This window comes from Rothia sp. BD8, assembly GCF_044878465.1.
Taxonomy (GTDB): domain Bacteria; phylum Actinomycetota; class Actinomycetes; order Actinomycetales; family Micrococcaceae; genus Rothia; species Rothia kristinae.
Genome location: NZ_JANJES010000002.1, coordinates 130617 through 151690 on the forward strand (window position 1 = coordinate 130617; position 21074 = coordinate 151690).

Annotated in this window: 15 protein-coding genes; 5 read left to right on the forward strand and 10 right to left on the reverse strand. The window is 72.0% G+C overall.

Annotation, left to right across the window (positions count from 1 at the left end; all coding sequences use genetic code 11):
* Positions 1–211 precede the first annotated feature (211 nt).
* Positions 212–847 (forward strand): vitamin K epoxide reductase family protein, encoded by a 636-nt coding sequence (locus tag NQ707_RS02200; RefSeq protein WP_224799522.1) that lies wholly within the window; start codon positions 212–214, stop codon positions 845–847.
* 165 nt (positions 848–1012) lie between these two features.
* Here the strand turns inward: NQ707_RS02200 and ndk are convergent, their stop codons facing one another.
* From ndk to ileS, 5 genes are all read right to left on the reverse strand, one after another.
* Complete coding sequence (ndk, locus tag NQ707_RS02205; protein WP_058730713.1) at positions 1013–1426, reverse strand: nucleoside-diphosphate kinase; 414 nt, start codon at positions 1424–1426, stop codon at positions 1013–1015.
* An 83-nt stretch (positions 1427–1509) separates the two neighbouring features.
* Positions 1510–2769, reverse strand: coding sequence for a hypothetical protein (locus NQ707_RS02210; RefSeq protein ID WP_058730714.1), 1260 nt, complete (start codon positions 2767–2769; stop codon positions 1510–1512).
* On the reverse strand, positions 2766–3209 hold the full coding sequence (locus tag NQ707_RS02215; protein WP_058730715.1) for a DUF4233 domain-containing protein: 444 nt from the start codon (positions 3207–3209) through the stop codon (positions 2766–2768). Before NQ707_RS02215 ends, NQ707_RS02210 begins: the two co-directional genes overlap by 4 nt.
* Positions 3197–4882, reverse strand: coding sequence for a bifunctional folylpolyglutamate synthase/dihydrofolate synthase (locus NQ707_RS02220; RefSeq protein WP_404434528.1), 1686 nt, complete (start codon positions 4880–4882; stop codon positions 3197–3199). Before NQ707_RS02220 ends, NQ707_RS02215 begins: the two co-directional genes overlap by 13 nt.
* Positions 4883–4890: 8 nt before the next feature.
* Positions 4891–8190 carry an isoleucine--tRNA ligase gene (gene ileS / locus NQ707_RS02225; protein WP_404434530.1) on the reverse strand — a complete coding sequence of 1100 codons (3300 nt, stop codon included), beginning with the start codon at positions 8188–8190 and terminating at the stop codon, positions 4891–4893.
* A gap of 393 nt (positions 8191–8583) precedes the next feature.
* Here ileS and NQ707_RS02230 point away from each other — a divergent pair, with 393 nt between their 5' ends.
* Positions 8584–8988: a hypothetical protein gene (locus NQ707_RS02230; protein ID WP_174520377.1), complete on the forward strand. Its 405-nt coding sequence runs from the start codon at positions 8584–8586 to the stop codon at positions 8986–8988.
* A gap of 65 nt (positions 8989–9053) precedes the next feature.
* Here the strand turns inward: NQ707_RS02230 and cobA are convergent, their stop codons facing one another.
* From cobA to NQ707_RS02250, 4 genes are all read right to left on the reverse strand, one after another.
* A complete protein-coding gene (gene cobA, locus NQ707_RS02235; RefSeq protein ID WP_061225661.1) occupies positions 9054–10271 on the reverse strand; it encodes a uroporphyrinogen-III C-methyltransferase in 1218 nt (405 codons plus the stop codon).
* On the reverse strand, positions 10268–11983 hold the full coding sequence (locus NQ707_RS02240) for a nitrite/sulfite reductase (protein ID WP_279752527.1): 1716 nt from the start codon (positions 11981–11983) through the stop codon (positions 10268–10270). The genes cobA and NQ707_RS02240 overlap by 4 nt, the downstream gene beginning before the upstream one ends.
* Positions 11984–12156: 173 nt before the next feature.
* Entirely contained in the window at positions 12157–12972 is an 816-nt protein-coding gene (locus tag NQ707_RS02245) for a sirohydrochlorin chelatase (protein WP_058730258.1), read from the reverse strand.
* Positions 12969–13745 carry an SDR family oxidoreductase gene (locus NQ707_RS02250; protein WP_404434534.1) on the reverse strand — a complete coding sequence of 259 codons (777 nt, stop codon included), beginning with the start codon at positions 13743–13745 and terminating at the stop codon, positions 12969–12971. Before NQ707_RS02250 ends, NQ707_RS02245 begins: the two co-directional genes overlap by 4 nt.
* A gap of 81 nt (positions 13746–13826) precedes the next feature.
* Here NQ707_RS02250 and NQ707_RS02255 point away from each other — a divergent pair, with 81 nt between their 5' ends.
* The 3 genes from NQ707_RS02255 to NQ707_RS02265 all read left to right on the forward strand — a co-directional run bounded on the left by NQ707_RS02255 (position 13827) and on the right by NQ707_RS02265 (position 20064).
* Positions 13827–15752, forward strand: coding sequence for a solute carrier family 23 protein (locus tag NQ707_RS02255; protein ID WP_404434537.1), 1926 nt, complete (start codon positions 13827–13829; stop codon positions 15750–15752).
* An 84-nt stretch (positions 15753–15836) separates the two neighbouring features.
* On the forward strand, positions 15837–18482 hold the full coding sequence (valS, locus tag NQ707_RS02260) for a valine--tRNA ligase (protein WP_404434541.1): 2646 nt from the start codon (positions 15837–15839) through the stop codon (positions 18480–18482).
* Positions 18472–20064: an LssY C-terminal domain-containing protein gene (locus tag NQ707_RS02265; protein ID WP_404434543.1), complete on the forward strand. Its 1593-nt coding sequence runs from the start codon at positions 18472–18474 to the stop codon at positions 20062–20064. The genes valS and NQ707_RS02265 overlap by 11 nt, the downstream gene beginning before the upstream one ends.
* 114 nt (positions 20065–20178) lie before the next feature.
* On the opposite strand, the gene NQ707_RS02270 is transcribed toward NQ707_RS02265, so the two are convergent.
* Positions 20179–20799 (reverse strand): DsbA family protein, encoded by a 621-nt coding sequence (locus NQ707_RS02270; RefSeq protein WP_404434545.1) that lies wholly within the window; start codon positions 20797–20799, stop codon positions 20179–20181.
* Positions 20800–21074: the final 275 nt, after the last annotated feature.

Sequence of the window (21074 nt, forward strand, 5' to 3'; positions counted from 1 at the left end):
CACATCGGACCGGAGGAGGCCGCGTGCGGCGCGGCCCTCGGCCTCCCCCAGTATCGCACACCCCCGCAAAGGGAGGGAGGGGCGGGGCCCGGGCGCGTGCAGGACACATCCAGGAGACGCACGGTCGACGCCGCTAAGATGACCGACGCACGACCACCGGCGGCGTCCCGGCGCCACCGGATCATCCCCGACCCATGAAGAAGGTGCCCGCGTGAGCGCAGCAGTGACCGAACTCCCCGAGGATTCCGCGGCGGAGGGGACCGAGACGCTCCCCCAGCGTCGGCGCCTGGCCTGGCTGATGGTCGTGACCGGCGCCGTCGGCTTCTTCGCCGCGGCGATGCTGGTGTGGGAGCGGCTGCAGATCTACGTGGATGCCGGCCATGTCTCCAGCTGCGACCTGAACTCCCTGGTCAACTGCGGCACCGTCATGCGCACCAGCCAGGCCGCGGCCTTCGGCTTCCCGAATCCGCTGATCGGCATCGTCGCCTACGCGATCATCCTGACCATCGCGACGGCGATGCTCGCCGGGGCGCGCCTGGCCCGCTGGTACTGGTGGTGCGTGCAGATCGGGGTGACCCTGGGCTTCGTGTTCATCTGCTGGCTGTGGTACCAGACCACCTTCCGCATCGACGCGCTGTGCCTGTACTGCATGATCGTGTGGATCATGCAGACCACGCTGTTCGTGCATGTCACGGTGCACAACATGCGCACCGGGGTGATCCCCGTGCCGCGGCGGGTCGCCTCGGCGATGACCGGCTGGGCCTGGTTCCTCACCGTGATGATCCTGCTGGTGCTGTTCGGGATCATCTTCATCCGGTTCTTCTCGGTGATCATGGGCATGTTCTAGGCGCCGGGTGCGACCCGCGCGGGTCGCCCGCAGGCACGGACGGGGCCCGTCCCGACGCACCGCTTCACGCGGTGGTCGGGGCGGGCCCCGTCGTAGTTCACGACACCGAGCCAGCCGCGGGGTGCTGCCCCGGGCGGGGCGCAGCGGCGGCGCACAGGCGGCGGTTCAGCCGAACCAGATGCCGATCTCGCGCTGGGCGGATTCCGGGGAGTCCGAGCCGTGCACGAGGTTCTTCTGCACGTCCTCGCCCCAGTCGCGGCCGAGGTCCCCGCGGATCGTGCCGGCCGGGGCGGTGGTCGGCTCGGAGGGGCCCATGATGGTGCGCAGACCCTCGATGCAGCGGTCCCCCTCGATCACCGCGGCCACGACGGGCCCGGAGCCCATGAACCGCACCAGCGGCTCGAAGAACGGCTTGCCGGCGTGCTCGGCGTAGTGCTGCTCCAGGATCTCCCGGGAGGGGGTGAGCATCCGCAGCTCGGCGATGCGGTAGCCCTTGGTCTCGATGCGCGAGAGCACCGCGCCGATGAGGTTGCGTTCCACGCCGTCGGGCTTGACGAGGACGAGGGAGCGTTCGGTCATGGGATCCTCCTGATCCGGAAGACGTGCGGACGGTCTGAGTCCATCCTAGCCAGCCGCACCCGCGCCACGGCGGAGGCGGAGGGTCAGCCGCGCGGGGTCTCGAGGCTCCACAGCCGCCGCACCTGCACCCCCAGCTGCCGCAGCACGGCCGTGCCGAAGGAGATCGTGCCCAGCGCGAGCTCGACCCGCGTCGGATCGGAGGCGGCGTCCCGGCCCGGCCGAATCCGCTCCAGCAGCTGCGCCAGCCCGATCACCGGGACCCTCTCCGTCAGCTCACCGGGCAGCCGGTAGTCCAGGTGCCCGTCCCGCCCCAGGTCCACGAAGGCGTGCTCGACGCCGCGGTCATCCAGCAGATCGGCGATGGCCCGCCAGTCCTTGGTCATCGGCACGGACCACCACACCCGCTGCACCCGCCCCGCATCGGAGACGGCCCGCGCGGCCTCCAGCGCGTGGGCCGCCCCTGCCGCGTCGATTCCCGCGTCCACGACCAGCAGGCAGCCGTCCGGAAGGCGGTGGGCGCTGCCGCGCCCGGGCCGACGCACCGGGCTGGACCCGAAGCCTTCCGGCGGTTCGTCCACGCCCAGGGCGCGGGCCGCCGCGCGCGCCGCGGCCAGCGCGACCCGTTCGTTCTCCACGAGGAAGTCACCCGCGGGCACCACCACCAGGGGTGCTGCGTGGCGGGCGCAGGTCCGGCGCAGGAGCCGGTCCGGGCCGGGCGCCTGCGGGACGCTGGCCACGGGGGCTGGCCCGTGCACCAGGCCGATCTTCTCCTGGGCCACGTGCATCAGGCTCGGTCCGAACACGTCCAGGTGCTCCGGGAGAATCCGGGTCAGGGCCACGGCCACCGGGTCGAACAGGCTCACGGCGTCGTGGGCCCCGCCCATCCCGGCCTCGTGGACCACGACCTGCGCCCCGGCCGCGCGCAGCATCGCATGCCCCAGCACCGTGAACAGATCCGTGGGCGCCAGATACGCGCCGGGGGCCGGGGCCGCCTCGGGCAGGACGGCGGCCAGGCGGTGCAGGCCCGCGCGGTAGGCCGCGGCCGGCAGCACCTGCCCGTCCAGGACGAAGCGGTCCCGGTTGGAGATGATCCCCGGGGAGCTGACCAGCCCGACCCGCAGCCCGCAGGCCTGCAGCCGCCAGGCGATCTCCGCGGCCGTCTGCCCCTTGCCCTTGGAGCCGGTCACCACCACGCTCGGCGCGGGGTCCCCGCCGCGCAGCAGGCCTTCCAGGACCCGGCCGGCCCCGGCGACGTCGCGCACGGCGTCGGCGGGCCGAGCCGCCCAGCCGGCGAAGACCGTCCGGGATTCCAGGGCCCGCAGGCCCTCATCCGTCGCGCTCACGCGCGCCCGTGGGTGCGCTCCCACTCCTGCTCGGCCTCGAAGCGCTCGGCCTTCTCCCGGTCCAGGCGCGCGCCCACGACCATCGAATACCACCAGCAGGCCAGGAAGCACGCGCCGATGAAGAACATCGCCGGCACCAGGAACCCCGTGGCCACCAGCAGCACCTGCAGCACCCAGCCGGCGGTGTACCCCCAGGGCCTGCGCAGCAGGGCGCACAGGGCGACGAAGGCCGCCGCGAAGATCAGGCCCCCGATCATCACCGCCGTCTTCAGGCCCGCCCCCGCGTGGAAGACCGAGAGGCCGAAGAACGCCAGGGTCGCGAAGAACACCACGAGGGCCTCGAGGACCAGCACGGTGGAGGCGAACATCATCCGCACGGAGCTGGGCTTCTTGACCTGCCCGGGCCGCCATTCCCGCTGCGCGCGCGTCAGCCGAGCCACAGGCCCTCCTCCCCTCCGGTCGGCTCCCCGTCGGCTCCCGTCAGACCGGATTCCGGCAGCGGGCCCAGCAGCATCCGGGCCTCCCCGGCCACGGTCACCGACCCGGTGATCAGCACGGCGGCGTCCAGCTCCTCGCGCACGGCGGCATCGGAGACGGCCGCGGTGATCGCCTCGTCCAGGCCGGCGAAGGCCTGCACGGCGTCCTCGTCGAAGCCCTCCGCCACGGCCAGGCGCGCCAGCTCCTCCGGGTCGATGGCCCGCGGGGAGTGGGAGGCGCTGACGTACAGGCGGGCGTCGAAGCGCTCGGACTCGGCGTAGGACTCGCGCAGGATGCGCAGCATCTGCGCCGCATCCTTATCCGCCAGGATCCCCAGGACGATCTCCAGCTCCCGTGCGGGCACGGTCTCCTCGACGGCGCGCACCTGCGCACGCAGCCCGTGCGGGTTGTGCGCGGCGTCGATGATGACGGTCGGGGCGGTGCGCACCGTCTCCATGCGGCCCGGGGAGCGCACGGCCGCCAGGCCCGCCCGCACCAGCTCGACGTTCAGCTCGCGTTCTCCCCCGCCCAGGAAGGCCTCGACGGCGGCGATGGCCAGTGCGGCGTTGTCCGCCTGGTGCTCCCCCGCCAGGGGCAGCGCCAGGTCCTCGTAGACCCCGGCCAGCCCCTGCACCGCGAGCACCTGACCGCCGGTTCCCGGGACCCGGGAGCGCACCCCGAACTCCACGCCGCCGAAGCGGAACGGAACCCCGGCCTCGCGGGCGGCCTCCAGCAGGATCTCGGCGACGGCCGGAGACTGGGCGGAGGAGACCAGGAATCCCTCGGGCTTGATGATCCCGGCCTTCTCCCGGGCGATCTCCTCCACGGTGTCCCCGAGCATGCGGGTGTGGTCCAGGTCGATCGGGGTGAGCACGGAGACCGCGGCGTCGGCGACGTTGGTCGCATCCCAGCGCCCGCCCAGGCCCACCTCCAGGACCATCACGTCCACGGGGGCCTCGGCGAACACGGCGAAGGCCAGCACGGTCATCACCTCGAACTCGGTCAGCGGGACCTCACCGCGCTCGGCCAGCCGCTGGTCGGTCAGGAGCAGGAAGGGCCGGATCTCGTCCCAGGTGCGCACGAAGGCGGCATCCTCGATCGGGGCGCCGTCCACGGCGATGCGTTCGGTGACGCGTTCCAGGTGCGGGGAGGTGTAGCGCCCGACCCGCAGATCGTGGGCCATCAGCAGGGCCTCGACCATCCGGGCCGTGGAGGTCTTGCCGTTGGTGCCGGTCAGGTGGATCACCGGGGCGGCGTGGGCCGGATCCCCCAGCAGGTCCATGGCCAGGCGCATCGCGTCCAGGCGAGGCGCCATCTGGGTCTCCGGGGCGCGCCCGCGCAGCTCCGCGGCCACCGACTCCGCGGAGAAGGCGGCCTCGCGGGGGTCCGGGGCCAGGTGCGGCAGATCCGCCTCGAGGTCCTCCCCGATGCCGTGGGGCACCGGGGAGGCGGAGCCGGTGCGCTCCATCTCGGTCAGCTCGCGGGCGATCGCCTCGTCCTCATCCTCCACCTCCTCCTCCCCGCCGAAGTGCGGATCCAGCGGATCCAGCTCGGGCGGGAAGGGCGCGGGCTGCCGCCCGGCGCCGTCGTGGTCCTCGCGGGGGTCCTGCCCCTCGCGGAAGGGCTGCTCGGTCATGCTCTGGCTCAGTCCTCGGTCGTCACGGTCACGTGCAGGTCCTCGCCCGGCTCCAGCACGAGGTCATCGGTGAGGGTCTCGGCGGCCACCAGCTCGGCGTGGGACTCCACGGCGGCGCGGGTCGCGGCGTCGGCGATCACCACGGTGCGGATCCGGTCCGAGACCATGAGGTCCTCGTCCTTGCGAGCCTGCTGGATCGCGCGGATGACGTCCCGGGCGGTGCCCTCAGCCTGAAGCTCCGGGGTCAGGTGCGTGTCCAGGACGAGGAAGCCGCCGTCGATCACCGCGACGGCCCGCTCGGCCCCGGCGGACTCGTCCACCACGGTCTCCAGCTCGAACTCACCGGGCTGCAGGCCCAGGGGCTCCTCGAGGGTCTCGGAGCCCACCACGACCCCGTCGCCATCGGTCCGCCAGTCCCCCGCCTTCGCGGCGCGGATCGCCTGCTGCACGAGCCGGCCCAGCCGGGGGCCGGCGGCCCGGGCGTTGACCTTCAGGCTGCGGGAGATGCCGTAGTCCTCCGCGGAGGTCTGCTCGGCGTCCAGCACGGTCACCGTCTTGATGTTCAGCTCGGAGGCGATGATGTCCGCGTAGGTCCCCGCTAGGTCCGCCCCGCGCGGCGCGGCGACGGTCAGGGAGGCCAGGGGCTGGCGCACGCGCAGCCGGTGGGCCTTGCGCAGCGCGGAGCCGGCCGAGCACACGGCCCGGGTGGTGTCCATCAGCTCGGACAGGTCCGCCTCCTCGGCGAAGGCCCCGGCGTCCGGCCAGTCGGCCAGGTGCACCGAGCGGCGCCCGGTCAGCCCGCGCCACATCTCCTCCGCGGTCAGCGGCAGCAGGGGTGCCGCCACCCGGCACACCGTCTCCAGGCAGGTCCACAGCACGTCGAAGGCGACGATGTCCTCGTCGAAGAAGCGCTGGCGGGAACGGCGCACGTACCAGTTGGTCAGGGCGTCGGCGTAGTGACGCAGGTGCTCGCAGGCGCTCCACACGTCGTAGGCGTCCATCGCCGCGGTGACGTCCGTGATCAGCTGGCGGGTGCGGGCCAGGATGAACCGGTCCATCACGTGGTCCGAGGTGTAGCGGGGCCGGGCCTCGTAGCCCTCCCCGTCGAAGGCCGCGTTCGTGTACAGGGTGAAGAAGTGGTACACGTTCCACAGCGGCAGCATCACCTGGCGCACGCCCTCGCGGATGCCGCGCTCGGTGACGATGAGGTTGCCCCCGCGCAGGATGGGGCTGGACATCAGGAACCAGCGCATCGCATCGGAGCCGTCCCGGTCCAGGACCTCGGAGACGTCCGGGTAGTTGCGCAGGGACTTGGACATCTTCTGCCCGTCCGAGCCCAGCACGATGCCGTGGGAGACCACGTTCTTGTACGCGGGCCGGTCGAACAGGGCCGTGGCCAGGATGTGCAGGGTGTAGAACCAGCCGCGGGTCTGCCCGATGTACTCCACGATGAAGTCCGCCGGGTAGTGGTGCTCGAACCACTCCTTGTTCTCGAAGGGGTAGTGCACCTGGGCGTAGGGCATGGACCCGGAGTCGAACCACACGTCCAGCACGTCCGGGACGCGGCGCATCGTGGACTTCCCCGTCGGGTCATCCGGGTTGGGCCGGGTCAGCTCGTCGATGAACGGCCGGTGCAGATCCGGCTCTCCGTCGTGGTTGAGCGGCAGGCGCCCGAAGGCTTCCTGAAGCTCCGCCAGCGAGCCGTAGACCTCGGTTCGCGGGTAGTTCGGGTCATCCGAGACCCACACGGGGATCGGCGAGCCCCAGTAGCGGTTGCGGGAGATGGACCAGTCCCGGGCGTTCTCCAGCCACTTGCCGAACTGGCCGTGCTTGACGTTGCCGGGGATCCAGTTGATCTGCTCGTTGAGCTCGACCATGCGGTCCTTGAACTCGGTCACCGACACGTACCAGGAGGTGATGGCCCGGTAGATCAGGGGGTTGCGGCAGCGCCAGCAGTGCGGATACGAGTGCACATAGGACTTCTCCCGGATCAGCGCGCCCTTGGCCTTCAGCGCGTTGATGACGGTGCGGTTGGCCTCGAAGACCTGCACCCCGGCGATCCCGGTCAGGGTGTCGTCCCCGGAGGCGGTGGGCTCGGCGAACAGCGGCAGGAACTTCGCGCCCTCGTCCACGGAGAGCACCACGGGGATGTCATGGGCCTCGCAGACCTTCTGGTCGTCCTCACCGTAGGCGGGGGCCTGGTGGACCAGCCCGGTGCCGTCGGTGGTGGTCACGTAGTCCGCGACCAGCACCTGCCAGGCGTTGCCAGTGCCGTAGGTCTCGGCGTCGACGAAGTGATCCCACAGCGGCGCGTAGCGCACCCCGGCCAGCTGGGCGCCGTCGTAGGTCCGCACGACGCCGGCCCGGGCCGCGGCGGCCGGATCCTCGGCGTCGGCGTACCCGAGGTCCTTCGCGTACTCGGCCAGCAGGTCCTCGGCGACCACGTAGCGGGCCCCGGCCCGCTCACCGGCACCCTCCACCAGCACGTAGCGGATGTCCGGGCCGACGGCGATCGCCTCGTTGGTCGGCAGGGTCCAGGGCGTGGTGGTCCAGGCCAGCAGGTGGGCACCGGCCAGCTGGCGGGCGACGTCGGGCTCGGCGGCCAGGGAGGTGTCCTCGGTGACCTCGAAGGCCACGGTCACCGTGGGGTCCTGCCGGTCCTGGTAGACGTCGTCATCCATGCGCAGCTCGTGGTTGGACAGCGGGGTCTCGTCCTTCCAGCAGTACGGCAGCACGCGGAAGCCCTGGTAGGTCAGGCCCTTCTCGTGCAGCCGCTTGAAGGCCCAGATGACCGATTCCATGTACTCGACGTTGAGCGTCTTGTAGTCGTTCTCGAAGTCCACCCAGCGGGCCTGGCGGGTGACGTACTTCTGCCACTCGTCGGTGTACCTGAGCACGGAGGAGCGGCAGGCGTCGTTGAAGCGGTCGATGCCCATCTGCTCGATCTGCTTCTTATCCGTCATGCCCAGCTGCTTCATGGCCTCCAGCTCGGCCGGCAGCCCGTGGGTGTCCCACCCGAAGCGGCGATCCACCTTGTGCCCGCGCATGGTCTGATAGCGGGCCACGAGGTCCTTGACGTAGCCGGTGAGCAGGTGCCCGTAGTGGGGCAGACCGTTGGCGAAGGGCGGCCCGTCGTAGAACACGAACTCGTCGGTGGGTCCCTCCGGGTTCTCGCGCTGGTCGATGCTGGCCTGGAAGGTGCCGTCCTGCTCCCACTGGGAGAGCACGGCCTCCTCGATCGCGGGGAAGGAGGGGGAGGCGGGGACGGCGTCGCCTGCGGCGGAGGACTTGGGGTACTGGCTGCTCACGAGGACATCCTGGGGCTGGTCGGGTCGCTTGCTCGTCAGGACGCCCGCCGCCGCGGGACCGTTCGGGTCCCGGACCGCGCACGCGGTACCACCTCACTTGCCGGGGGCCGAGGAGCCCGCGGCGGCGCACAGGGGCCGCCGCGGGAGGTTCTCGACGGTCCTCGACCGCTTCATTCGTCGGCTGTGACGGGCCTGCCCGTCCGGGTCTAATGAGGCTGTATCTGTTCCGCCTTCCCCCGCGCCGCAGCGCATCGGTGGGGGTCGGCAGGTACCGCCCGTTCTTCCGGATTGCTCGCCGGTGATGGCCGGGTCATCGCACCGACCCCAGTGTAGGCCCGCCCGCTCCGGGGTGTCTAACGCCGGGGTCTCCCGCCGCGGCGTACCGTGGGGCCCATGGCCGATTCCCCCCAGCCCCTGACCCCGTCCGCCCGGCGGCGCACCGCACGCTCCGCCCGCCTCCAGGCCGGGGCGCTGACCGGGATGGGCCTGCTGCACGTCATCCGCCCGGGTGCCTTCGACCCCCTGATTCCCCCGGCCCTTCCCGGCTCGGCCCGCGCCTGGACCTACGGCTCGGGGGCTGCGGAGCTCACCGTGGCCGCCCTGCTGGCCCGGCACCGCACGCGCCGGATCGGCGGGCGGGCGGCCGTCGGGCTCTACCTGGCAGTGTGGCCCGGCAACGTCCAGATGGCCTGGGATGCCCGGCACGACTCCCCCGCGCGCCGGATCATCACCCTGGCCCGCCTGCCGCTGCAGATCCCGATGATCCGCGCCGGCCTGCGGGTCGCGCGCGAGGCCTGAGGCACCCGCCCCGCAGCCGCCCGGCTCGTCCCGACCCGCCCGGCCCCTTCCGGTGTGGGCCGCGTTCAGTCGGTCGAGGCGCCCATCGCGGCCACGTCCCCGACGACGATCACCGCGGGAGCGCGCACCCCGCGCCGCCGAGCCAGCTGCGCGATGGTCTCCAGGGTGCCCACCGTGGTGCGCTGCTCGGGGGTCCAGCCGCGTTCGACGATCGCGACCGGGGTGAGCGGGTCGTGGCCCAGCTCGATCAGGTGCCGGGAGGTGTCGGCCAGTCGGCGCACCCCCATGAGCAGGATGAGAGTATGCGCCCTGTCGTGCGGGACCACCGGGAGCTCGGTGTGCGCGGTGACCACGCTGAAGCCGTGGGAGAGGTTCCGATGGGTCACCGGGATTCCGGCGGCTGCCGGCACGGACACGGCCGAGGTGATCCCGGGCACGACCTCCACGGGCACCCCGTGGGCCGCGCAGTATTCCTCCTCCTCGCCGCCGCGGCCGAAGACGAACGGGTCCCCGCCCTTCAGGCGGACGACCCGCAGGCCCTTCCGGGCCTCCTCCACGAGGGTCGCATTGATCCGGTCCTGGGTGACCTTGTGGTACCCGGCGCGCTTGCCGACGTCGATGATCCGGGCGTGCTCGGCCAGGCGCGGCAGCAGATCCACCGGACCGAGCCGATCCGCCACCACGACGTCGGCATCGGCCAGCAGGTGCCGCCCGCGCACGGTGAGCAGGCCGGGATCTCCGGGGCCGCCGCCGACCAGCGCCACGCCGCCGGGAGGCAGCCGCGACTCGTCCGGGGATTCCAGCACCTGCTCCCGACGGGCCCGGACCGGGGCTTCCCCCGTCTCCAGGCGCGCCTGGATCCAGGCGGCCACGGCCTTGGCTCGGGCGGGATCCGCGGCGGCGTTGACGCCCACGCTCACCCCGTGCGCCCGGGCGGCGGCCGCGGACCACGCGGTCGAGGCCTGGGGATCGCCGCCGATCACGGCGAAGATCCGACGGCTCTCGGCGGCCTCGGCCAGCTCCCGCTGGGCCCTCGGGCTGCTCGTGTGAGCGAACAGGAGCCACACCCCGTCCAGATCCGCGGCCGCGGCCCGGCGCCGGTGCCACACCAGGTGGGGGTCCTGATCGGCCAGACGCGCCAGCTCCTCGGTGACCTCCGGGGCCACCAGCAGCACCCGGGCCCGCTCGATCAGCAGGGCCCGGACCCGCCGCTCGGCCACCGGGCCGCCGCCGGCGACGAGCACCGTCCGACCCGCCAGCCGCAGGCCGACGGGCAGGCTCACGCCACCAGCTCCTCATCGGCGGTGCGCGCCCAGTCCGCGAAGCCCTGCTCGGGGTCCTGCCGGTGGCGCAGGTAGGAGCGCACCAGGCGCTCCACGTAGTCGGCGATGCCCGTGGCCGGGACCTTCAGCCCGCGCACGGTGCGCCCGGTGACCCCGCCGTCGTTGGCGTACCCGGACAACTCCCCACCCAGGTGCACCTGGAAGCCGGGCACCTGCTCCCCGACCTCATCCGTGATGATCTGGCCCTTCAGCCCGATGTCCGCGGTCTGGATGCGCGCGCAGGAGTTGGGGCAGCCGTTGATGTGCAGGGTCAGCTGCTCGGGCAGCCGATCGGCCACGTCGGCCAGGCGCTCATCCAGGTCCCGGATGACCCCCTCGGCGGTGTCCTTGGTGTCCACGATCGCCAGCTTGCAGAACTGGATGCCCGTGCAGGCCATCGTGGTGCGGCGGAACAGGGACGGCTCGGCCTCCAGGCCGATCTCCCGGGCTCCCGCGACGAAGGCCTCGACGTCGTCCTCCGGAACGTCCAGGACCACGATCTTCTGGTAGGGGGTCAGCCGCAGCCGGCCCGCGCCGTGGTCCTGCATGAGGTCGGCCAATCGGTTCAGCAGCCGCCCGCCGACGCGCCCGACCACCGGGGACAGCCCGACGTAGTATCGGCCGTCCTTCTGCCGGTGCACCCCCACGTGATCGCCCGTGCGGGTCGGGCGCTGCGGGGCGGGCCCGTCCGGCAGGCGCCAGCCGAGATACTCCTCCTCCAGGACCTCGCGGAACCTCTCGGGACCCCAGTCGGCCATGAGGAACTTCAGCCGGGCCCGGTTGCGCAGGCGGCGGTAGCCGTAGTCCCGGAAGATGCTGGTGACCCCGAGCCAGACCTCGGCCGCGTGCTCCGGGGCGACGAAGGCGCCCAGGCGCTGGGCGAGATGGGCGTTGGTGGACAGCCCGCCGCCGACCCACAGGTCATAGCCGGCCCCCAGCTCGGGGTGGACCACCCCGACCAGCGAGATGTCGTTGATCTCGTGCACCACGTCCTGGCTGGGGTGACCGGTCACGGCGGTCTTGAACTTGCGCGGCAGGTTGGACAGCTCGGGGTCCCCGATGAAGCGCTCCTTGATCTCCCGGATGGTCGGGGTGGGATCCAGGATCTCCTCGGCGGCCACTCCGGCCACGGGCGAGCCGAGGATCACGCGGGAGACGTCCCCGCAGGCCTCGGTCGTGGACAGGCCCACGGACTCCAGACGCCGCCAGATCTCCGGGACGTCCTCGATCTGCACCCAGTGCAGCTGGATGTTCTGCCGATCCGTGACGTCCGCGGTGCCGCGGCCGAACTCCTCGGAGATCCCCGCGATCACGCGCAGCTGCTCCAGGGTCAGCGCACCGCCGTCGATGCGCACCCGCATCATGAAGTACCGGTCCTCCAGCTCGGAGGTCTCCAGCTTGGCGGTGCGCCCGCCGTCGATGCCGGGGCGGCGCTGGGTGTACAGCCCCCACCACCGGAACCGGCCGTGCAGGTCGTCATCGGCGATCGCGTCGAATCCCTCGCGGGCGTAGACGGACTCGATGCGCTCCCGCACGTTGAGTCCGTCGTCCTCGAGCTTGAACTCCTCGTTGTGGTTCAGCGGGGCGCGTCCGTCGATCTTCCACTGGCCGTTCGGTTTGGCGGCGCGCTTGCGCTTCGGGGTGGGCTGCGCAGCCGGTGCGGTACCTGACATGGTTCGACCCTAGGGAACCCCCGCGGTGAGCGGAAAAATCGGCTCAACACGGAACAACGCGGGGACGCGCGGCGTCATCTGAGGTGATCCGAGCGAAACATGATGCCGCGCGAGCACCCCGGGGCGCGCGTCCGGCGAGGCGGGGGCCGCCCGGGGCGCCGTCGGTGCCGGGATCAGGTGGATTGGGTCTCGACCTCGACCTCGCCGCCCCCGGCGGCGGCCGCGGCCCGGCGCAGGGCCAGCAGGGCGACGGCGCGCAGCCCCGCCTCGTCCTCGGCCTCCACCAGGGGTCCGGCCAGGCGCTGCGGACCGGCGGCGGCCAGCCGGTCCTGGAAGGTCCCCGGGGTGAGCAGATAGGAGGAGCAGGCCACCGCATCCGCCTCGCTGCCGGCGGCGCGCACGACCTCGGCGATGCTGGGCCGGCCGGCGCCGTAGCCCAGGTGCACCGGCAGGCCCAGGGCATCGGCGAGCAGGTCCCGCTGCCGGGCGGCGGCCCGCCGGCCGGCGGTCACCGAGGAGCCGGCCGCCCCCATGACGACGGCGCCCGGCTCCACCTCGGGGCTCCACCCGGCCTCTCGCAGCCGCCGCACCTGCAGGGCCGCCAAAACCGGGTCCGGGCCCAGGGCCCGGGCCACGACCATGCCGTGTCCGCGGCGCAGTCCGGGATGCCGCCGGGCAGCGTTCTGCAGATCCACCCGCGTGTGGTAGCCGGTGGACAGCAGCAGCGGCTGGATGACCCCCGGGCGATCAGGGGGCAGGGCGCCGACCACCGCGTCGGCGGAGGGCTCCTGCACGTCCACCGAGGCGGCGTGCACCGGTCCGGGGGCGAGGGAGCGGATCGCATCCACCAGGGCGGCCATGGTCCGCTGGCCCAGCGCGCTGCGGGTGCCATGCCCGCACACCACCAGGTGCACCCCGGACAGGGCCCGCCGCTCGTCCGGGTCCAGCGGGTCCTGGGTGTCCGGCCGGGCCGGCCGGTGCCCGCTCACGAGGGGTCCCGGCGGATGACCTTGTGCTGGGCGGCCTGAGCCACCGGGCGCAGGGTCACGGTGTCCAGGGCGATGTGGTGCGGCAGGGTCACGGCCAGGACGTTGACGCGGGCGACGTCCTCGGCGGTCAGCGGCTGCTCGACCCCGCGGTACACGGCATCGGCGGCTTCCCGGGAGCCCAGCCGGTTCAGGGAGAACTCCTCGGTGCGCACCATCCCCGGGCGGATCTCGATCACGCGCACGTTGTGCTCGGCCTCCTCCAGGCGCAGCGCCTCGGTCAGGCCGCGCTCGGCGAACTTCGCGGCGTTGTAGCCGCCGCCGCCCTCGTAGCCGGCCTCCGCGGCGGTGGAGGTCAGATTCAGCACGGTGCCGCGCCCGTTGGCGCGCAGGTCCGGCAGGAAGGCGCGGACGGTGTTCAGGGTGCCCAGGACGTTGACCTCGTACATGGCCCGCCAGTCCTCGGGATCGCCGTCGGCGACGGCGTCCATGCCGATCGCGCCGCCGGAGATGTTCAGCAGCGCGTCCAGCGGTGCGTGCTCCCGCCGCACCCGCTCGGCCAGGGCCGCCACCGCCTCGGGATCGGTGACGTCCAGGGGGTGCGGGATCACCCCGGTTTGCTCGGCCAGCTCCTCCAGGCGCTCGGCGCGGCGGGCCGCGGCGTACACGGTCCAGCCCTCGGCGCGCAGCTGACGGGCTGTCTCCCGCCCGATCCCGGAAGACGCTCCGGTGACGACGGCGGTGCGGGTGGTGCTCGATGCGGTGGTCTCGCTCATGTCCCCCACCCTAGCGACGCCCGGATGACGATCGTGTGACCCGGACGATGGGAGGCCTTCTGCGGCGGTACCCTCGATGGGGTGAGCCTCCCTGCATCCGCGCCCGTGCGCCACCCGGTCGACCGCGTCCCTCCGTTCCCCCGCCTGGCGGCGCTGGGCGTCCAGCACGTCCTGGCATTCTACGCCGGCGCGGTGATCGTGCCGCTGCTGATCGCCCAGTCCCTGCACCTGGATGCGGCCACGACGATCCACCTGATCAACGCGGATCTGCTGACCTGCGGTCTGGCCACCCTGATCCAGTCGGTGGGTCTGGGTCGCCGGGTCGGGGTGCGCCTGCCCATCATCCAGGGCGTCACCACCACCGCCGTCGCCCCGATCATCGCGATCGGGCTGGGGGCCACGGACGGGCGCGGCGGCGTCGAGGGCCTGCCGATGATCTACGGGGCCGTGATCGTCTCCGGGCTGTTCACGTTCTTCGCCGCCCCGGTCTTCTCCCGGCTGCTGCGCTTCTTCCCGCCGGTGGTCACCGGCTCGGTGCTGCTGTGCATGGGCACCTCGCTGCTGGCGGTCTCCGCGAACGACGTCGTGGACCACGCCCAGGACGTCCCGGACGCCAGGGCCATCGCCTACGCCGCGGGCACCCTGCTGGTGATCGTGCTGGTCCAGCGCTTCTTCCACGGGTTTCTGGGCACCCTCGCGGTGCTGATCGGGCTGGTGGCCGGCACCGCGGTCGCCCTGCTGCTGGGCGATGCCCACCTGGACGAGGTGGGTCGGGCCGATGCCCTGGGCATCACGACCCCCTTCTACTTCGGCATCCCGCAGTTCAGCGTCTCGGCGATCCTCATGATGGTCATCGTCATGATGATCACCATGGTGGAGACCACCGGGGACGTGTTCGCCACCGGGGAGATCGTGAAGAAGCGGATCCGGGCGAAGGACGTGACCGCGGCGATCCGGGCCGACGGCGTCTCCACGACCCTGGGCGGGGTGCTGAACTCCTTCCCGTACACCTGCTTCGCCCAGAACGTGGGCCTGGTGCGCATCACCGGGGTGAAATCCCGGTGGGTGGCCGCGGCCGCGGCGGTCCTGATGATCGTGCTCGGGCTGCTGCCCAAGGCCGGGGCCGTCGTCGCCTCGATCCCCTCGCCGGTGCTGGGTGCTGCCTCCCTGGCGCTGTTCGCCAACGTCGCGTGGGTGGGGATGCAGACCATCGGGCGGGCGGACATGTCCGACAACCGCAACGCGGTGATCGTCACGACCGCCCTGTCGCTGGCGATGCTGGTGACCTTCAAGCCGGAGATCGCCCAGGTGCTGCCCTCCTGGGCGCAGATCCTGCTCTCCTCCGGGATGATCGCCGGGTCCATCACGGCCATCGTGCTGAACCTGCTGTTCTTCCACGTGGGTCGCCAGAGCGGCGGGCTCATCGCTCGCTCCCCGGAGGGCGAGGGTCTGACCCTGGAGCAGATCAACGCCCTGGACCGGGAGGGCTTCGTGCGCGCCCTGGGTGAGCTGTTCAACCGCGAGACCTGGCCGCTGGAGCAGGCCTGGGAGTCCCGACCCTTCGCCGACGTCGCCGCGCTGCGCGAGGCGATCCAGGTGGCCGTGCTCACCGCGCCCCGCCAGCGGCGCGAGGCCCTGATCCACGACTACCCGGACATGGCCCAGCTGATCACCGCCCCCGAGGAGGAGCACGCCCGGATCTCCCGGGACCGCGGCTCCCTGGGGCTGGAGGACCTGGACGATGCGCAGCTGGCGGCCCTGCAGGAGCTGGCCGCCCAGTACCGCGAGCGCTTCGGGATGCCGTGGGTGGCGTACCTGTCCACCACGGATTCGGTGGATCGGGTGCTGCGCTCGGGGGTGCGGCGCCTGGCCAACTCGGCCGCGCAGGAGCACCGGGTGGCGCTGACACAGATCGTGGAGATCGCCAACGACCGCTTCGACGCGCTGCTGGCCGGGGCGAATCCGGTGCGGGCCTCCTGGGATCGGAAGTTCACCGAGCTGGACTGACCGGACCGGAGCCGATCCGGACCGGGTGGAGCCGGGCCCGGTGGGTCGACGGCTCACGGTGGCGTGCGTGAGACAATGGGCGGCATGGCTGAGATCAACCAGGGCACAGACGCGCCCGCACGCACCACCGTCCCCGACAAGCCCGGACTGGAGGGCCTGGAGGAGAAGTACTCGCAGGCCTGGCGGAAGGCCGGGACGTATGCCTTCGACGCGCAGACCAGCCGCGAGCAGGTCTACTCCATCGACACTCCCCCGCCCACGGCGTCGGGCTCCCTGCACGTGGGACACATGTTCTCCTACACGCAGACGGATGTGATCGCCCGCTACCAGCGGATGCGCGGGAAGAACGTGTTCTACCCGCTGGGCTGGGACGACAACGGCCTGCCGACCGAGCGGCGGGTGCAGAACTACTACGGGGTGCGCTGCGACCCGTCGAAGCCGTACGTGGAGGGGTATCGCCCGCCGGAGAAGCCGGCGCGCAACCAGCGGGACTGGGATGTGATCTCCCGGCAGAACTTCATCGAGCTGTGCGAGGAGCTGGCGGTCGAAGACGAGAAGGTCTTCGAGCACCTGTTCATGACCCTGGGCCTGTCCGTGGACTGGGATCGCACGTATCGGACCATCGACGCCCATTCCCGCCGGGTCTCCCAGCGGGCGTTCCTGCGGGATCTGGCGGCCGGCAACGCCTACATGGCCGAGGCCCCGACCATGTGGGACGTCACCTTCCGCACCGCGGTGGCCCAGGCGGAGCTGGAGGACAAGGAGCGCGAGGGCGCCTACCACCGGATCTCCTTCCACCGGCCCGACGGGCAGAAGGTGTGGATCGAGACCACCCGCCCGGAGCTGCTGCCCTCCTGTGTGGCCCTGGTGGCGCACCCGGAGGATGAGCGGTACCGAGAGCTGTTCGGCACCACCGTGACCTCGCCGCTGTTCGGCGTCGAGGTTCCGGTGAAGGCCCACGAGCTGGCGCAGCCGGACAAGGGCGCGGGGATCGCGATGATCTGCACCTTCGGCGACACCACGGACGTGACCTGGTGGCGGGAGCTGGATCTGCCGACCCGCGCGCTGATCGGCCGGGACGGGCGCTTCGCCCGGGAGGTCCCGGAATGGATCACCGACAAGGACGCCCGGGCCCGCTACGAGCGGATCGCCGGGGCCACCGTGTTCACCGCGCAGAAGACCGTGGTGGAGATGCTCGGGGAGAACGGGGAGATGGAGGGTGAGCCGCGGCGGATCACCCACCCGGTGAAGTTCTACGAGAAGGGGGATAAGCCCCTGGAGATCGTGACCTCCCGGCAGTGGTACCTGCGCAACGGCGGTCGGGACGAGGACCGGCGGAGGACGATGATCGAGCGGGGTCGGGAGATCTCCTGGCACCCGGCGTTCATGCGCAGCCGGTACGAGAACTGGGTGGAGGGCCTGAACGGGGACTGGCTGGTCTCCCGCCAGCGGTTCTTCGGCGTGCCCTTCCCCGTGTGGTACCCGGTGGATGAGCACGGGGAGCCGGACTACTCCTCCCCCATCCTGCCCGCCGAGGAGCAGCTGCCGGTGGATCCGGCCGCGCAGGCTCCGGCCGGCTACGCCGAGGATCAGCGGGATCAGCCCGGCGGGTTCACCGCGGACCCGGATGTGCTGGACACCTGGGCCACCTCCTCCCTGACCCCGCAGATCGCGACCGGGTGGGGCGAGGACGACGGGCTGCACGCCAGCACGTTCCCGATGGATCTGCGTCCGCAGGGCCACGACATCATCCGCACCTGGCTGTTCTCCACCGCGGTGCGCGCGGATTCCCTGGAGGATTCCGTGCCGTGGCGGCACACGGCCCTGTCCGGGTGGATCCTGGATCCGGACCGGAAGAAGATGTCCAAGTCCAAGGGCAACGTGGTGGTGCCCCACGAGGTGCTGGACAAGTACGGGGCCGACGCCGTGCGCTACTGGGCCGCCTCGGCCCGCCTCGGGGCGGACACCGCCTACGACGAGGGGCAGATGAAGATCGGCCGGCGCCTGGCGATCAAGCTGCTCAACGCCTCCAAGTTCGTGCTCATGCAGGGGGTCACCGCGGATTCGGTGATCGGCCGCGGCGCGGACGCGACGGTGGTGGTCAACGGGCTGGATCGGGCCCTGCTGGCCCGGCTGGAGCAGGTGGTGCGGGAGGCCACGCAGGCCTTCGAGGACTACGAGTACGCCAAGGCCCTGCAGCTGACCGAGACCTTCTTCTGGACCTTCACGGATGACTACGTGGAGCTGGTCAAGGACCGGGCCTACGGCGGGCGCGGTGCGGCCGAGCAGGCCTCGGTGCACGCGGCGCTGGCCACGACCCTGGACGCGCTGCTGCGGCTGTTCGCCCCGTTCCTGCCCTTCGCGACGGAGGAGGTGTGGTCCTGGTGGCGCGGCGGCGTCGAGCAGGGCGCCTCGGTGCACCGGGCCGAGTGGCCGAGCACGCAGGCTTACGCGGGCGTGACCGGGCAGGCGGAGGTCCTCGACGTCGTCGGCCGCGCCCTGTCCGGGGTGCGCAAGGCCAAGTCCGAGGCGAAGGTCAAGCAGCGCACCGAGGTCCTCGAGGCCACCGTGCGCGCCGAGCAGGCCGTGCTGGACCTGCTGGCCGAGGGCGCGGAGGACCTGAAGGCCGCGGGCAACGTCCGCGAGCTGCGGCTGCTCGCGCAGACCGGAGCGGAGCTGGCCGTGGCCTCGGTGCGCCTGGCCGCCGAGGACGCCGCCGATGCCCGCTGAGCGCTTCGAGACCGAGCACCCGCGCCCGGCGGTCGAGGCGGAAGCCTCGCCCGCCGGGCGCGGCCCGTCCCGCTACGCCACCTCCGAGGGCCGCGGGCGGGACCCGCACTACCCCGAGTACCAGGGGGATACGGATCAGACTCAGCAGACCCGCTTGCAGCAGCAGCTGCAGGACGAGCGGCGCCTGATCGACGACTGGCCGGACAAGGTCTACTTCATCCTGGCCGGGCTCGCCTCGATCTGGCTGGCCGTGGTGGCCCTGACCCAGGCCGTGCACATGAGCTGGTGGTCGGTGCTGTTCATCCTGATCTTCTGGGGGCTGGCGGCGTACCTGACCCTGCCGCGTTTCCACCGGATCATGACGACCATCTACGTCCCGGACTACTTCTTCGGCCGCACCCAGACCGGTGACGGCCTGCTCGGGGATCCGGTGAACCTGGCGTTCCTGGCGGAGGAGGACGACATCCACGAGGCGATGCGCCGGGCCGGGTGGACGATGGCGGAGCCGGTGACGCTGAAGAGCTCGTGGCAGATCATCATCTCCTCGCTGACCAAGCGCTCCTACCCGTCCGCGCCGGTCTCCCCGCTGCTGCTGTTCGGGCGCCGCCAGGATTTCGCGTACCAGCAGGAGGTGGACGGCAACCCGTCCAAGCGCCATCACGTGCGCTTCTGGAAGACCCCGGAGGACTGGATGCTGCCGGGCGGGCAGCGGGCGGACTGGGTCGCGGCCGCGACCTACGACAACGCCGTCGGGCTGTCCCTGTTCACCCTGCAGGTCACCCACAAGGTGGATGCGGCCACGGACCTGGAGCGGGATTACGTGGTCCAGACGCTTGGCTACACCAGCCCCGAGGCTTCGGTCCGGGTGCTGGAGGGGTTCATGAGCGGGTACAACTCCCGCAACGGCGGCGGGGACCAGATCCGCACGGACGGGAACCTGCCCATCGTGGACCTGGACGAGGTGGTGCCCGGGGACCATGAGGAGGATTCCGGGGAGCAGGCCCGCGGGCCGCGCGGACACCGGAACCTCTCCCAGCTGGCCGAGAAGGCGCCGCCGCAGGTCTGGCTGGCCGGGGCGCTGGTCTCGCTGGTGGCCCTGCTGCAGATGGGACGCAGCCTGTACCGGCTGTTCACCCCGGAGTTCACCCGGTCGGTGCGCGAGCAGCGGCTGATCGACGCGGCGGAGGCCTTCGCCGCGGACACGGGCAGCGACCTGTGGGATGTGACCCTTGCGCTGGTGACGGCGGCGATCGCCGTGATCGCGCTGGTGCAGGTGCTGCTGGCGATCAACGTGGTGCGCGGGCGGTACCGGGCCCGGCAGATCAGCCTGGCCCTGCTGCTGGTCAGCTTCGTGGCCACCGCGGTGGAGGTGTTCAACGGGACGGCGGACTCCTCGATCACCTACGCGGTGTTCGTGGTGATGGCCAGCCAGGTGTTCGCGATGATCGAGTACACCTCGGATGACGCGATCAACTACACGTGGGCGGCCCGCCAGACGCTGCGCCGGCGCAAGGCGCAGAAGCGGAAGGATCGGCGCGAGACCCGGAGCGCGGCGCGCGGCGGATCCTCCGACCGGGGGTGAGCCCCGGCGGGCACGAGGGCGCGGGAGCCGCCCCGATGCGCGCAGGCCCCGGCCGCCCTTCCCGGGATCGGGAATCGGCGGCCGGGGCCTTCGCTCGCGGCGGGGTCGGGCGGCTCAGTCGAACTGCGGTCCGCGGGTGCGGGAGCGCTTCAGCTCGAAGAACCCCTCGTAGGAGGCCAGGGCGAGCGCCCCGTCCCAGACCTTTCCGGCCTCCTCGCCCGTCGGCGCCGGGGACATGACGGGGCCGAAGAACGCCGCACCTTCCAACGCGATGATGGGCACGCCGACGTCGTCTCCGACCAGCTTCAGCGCGCGGGCGTTGGAGGCGCGCAGGGCGTCGTCGTAGGTGTCCTTCTCGGCCTCCTCGGCCAGCTCCGCCGGCAGCCCGGTCTGCTCCAGGGCCCGCTCGATGGCCTCGCGGAGGCGCTTGGTCTCGTCCTGCTCCCCGGTGTTCTCCGGGTGGATCGCGGTGCCGACGGCGTCGTAGAAGGCCTTGACCTTCTCCTGCCCCTGGGTCTCGCGCACGGCCATGGCCACGCGGGCCGGTCCCCGGGAGCGGTCCAGGTGGGCGCGGTAGTCGGCGGGGATGTCCTTGTCCTCGTTGAGGAGGCTCAGGCTGAAGGGATTCCAGGTGACCTCGACGTCGCGGATGCCCTCCACCTCGGTCATCCAGCGGGAGGTCATCCAGGCCCACGGGCAGATGGGATCGAACCAGTACTCGACCTTCTCGGTCATGGCGTGTGCTCCTTCTCGGGTCGCGTCGGGCCCCTTCCGGGGCCGCTGCCGTCCAGCACAGCCGCGCAGGAACCCCGATTATTCCCCGGCGGCGCTCCGACTGCGCAGCTGGCGCAGCTCCCAGCGGAAGCAGAGCGCCGCCGCGATCACCCCGACGGCCAGCTCCACCCCGAGGATGATCCCGTCCACCGCGGTCACCGCCCCGCCGAGAAGCACGATGAGGCCGAACAGCGCCAGGCAGGCCAGCCAGGCGCCCAGCCCGCAGCCGATCCGCC

Excerpts from the sequence above, each read along its gene's own strand:
- valS (WP_404434541.1), top strand. The coding sequence starts at position 15,837 with ATGGCTGAGATCAACCAGGGCACAGACGCGCCCGCACGCACCACCGTC.
- ndk (WP_058730713.1), bottom strand. The coding sequence starts at position 1,426 with ATGACCGAACGCTCCCTCGTCCTCGTCAAGCCCGACGGCGTGGAACGC.
- NQ707_RS02220 (WP_404434528.1), bottom strand. The coding sequence starts at position 4,882 with ATGACCGAGCAGCCCTTCCGCGAGGGGCAGGACCCCCGCGAGGACCAC.
- NQ707_RS02265 (WP_404434543.1), top strand. The coding sequence starts at position 18,472 with ATGCCCGCTGAGCGCTTCGAGACCGAGCACCCGCGCCCGGCGGTCGAG.
- NQ707_RS02240 (WP_279752527.1), bottom strand. The coding sequence starts at position 11,983 with ATGTCAGGTACCGCACCGGCTGCGCAGCCCACCCCGAAGCGCAAGCGC.
- NQ707_RS02230 (WP_174520377.1), top strand. The coding sequence starts at position 8,584 with ATGGCCGATTCCCCCCAGCCCCTGACCCCGTCCGCCCGGCGGCGCACC.
- NQ707_RS02270 (WP_404434545.1), bottom strand. The coding sequence starts at position 20,799 with ATGACCGAGAAGGTCGAGTACTGGTTCGATCCCATCTGCCCGTGGGCC.
- NQ707_RS02250 (WP_404434534.1), bottom strand. The coding sequence starts at position 13,745 with ATGAGCGAGACCACCGCATCGAGCACCACCCGCACCGCCGTCGTCACC.